Annotated in this window: 1 rRNA gene; it reads left to right on the forward strand. The window is 40.3% G+C overall.

Annotated features, from left to right (window positions below):
- Window positions 1-116: ribosomal RNA gene (rrf, locus tag GQA99_RS20295) — 5S ribosomal RNA — on the forward strand.
- The last annotated feature ends 276 nt before the right edge of the window (window positions 117-392 follow it).

The raw sequence follows: 392 nt of genomic DNA on the forward strand, positions 1-392 counted from the left end.
TCTGGAAACCATAGAGCTGTGGTCCCACCTGATCCCATTCCGAACTCAGAAGTGAAACACAGTATCGCCGATGGTAGTGTGGGGTCTCCCCATGTGAGAGTAGGTCATTTCCAGGCGCCTAATTTACTCGAAAGAGTAGTGATAAGCCCGTTGCAAATGCAATGGGCTTTTTTACGTCTGGAATTTGAGCTTTGTGCATCAATCTGTATTTATCAAATGAGCAAGATAGCAGTGTGGTCGATATGCCCATGTGAGAGTAGGTCATACCAATTATACCAATTACATTAAATATATGATCTAATTAACCGTCATTCTCTTATTGCTATATTTATGAATAATATCAATCTTGCTGCATTAGCTAAATCTGAAAAAAGTGCTCGTAAACGTATCCG

Origin of the sequence: Shewanella litoralis, assembly GCF_009828585.1 — a bacterium.
Classification (GTDB): Bacteria; Pseudomonadota; Gammaproteobacteria; order Enterobacterales; family Shewanellaceae; genus Shewanella; species Shewanella litoralis.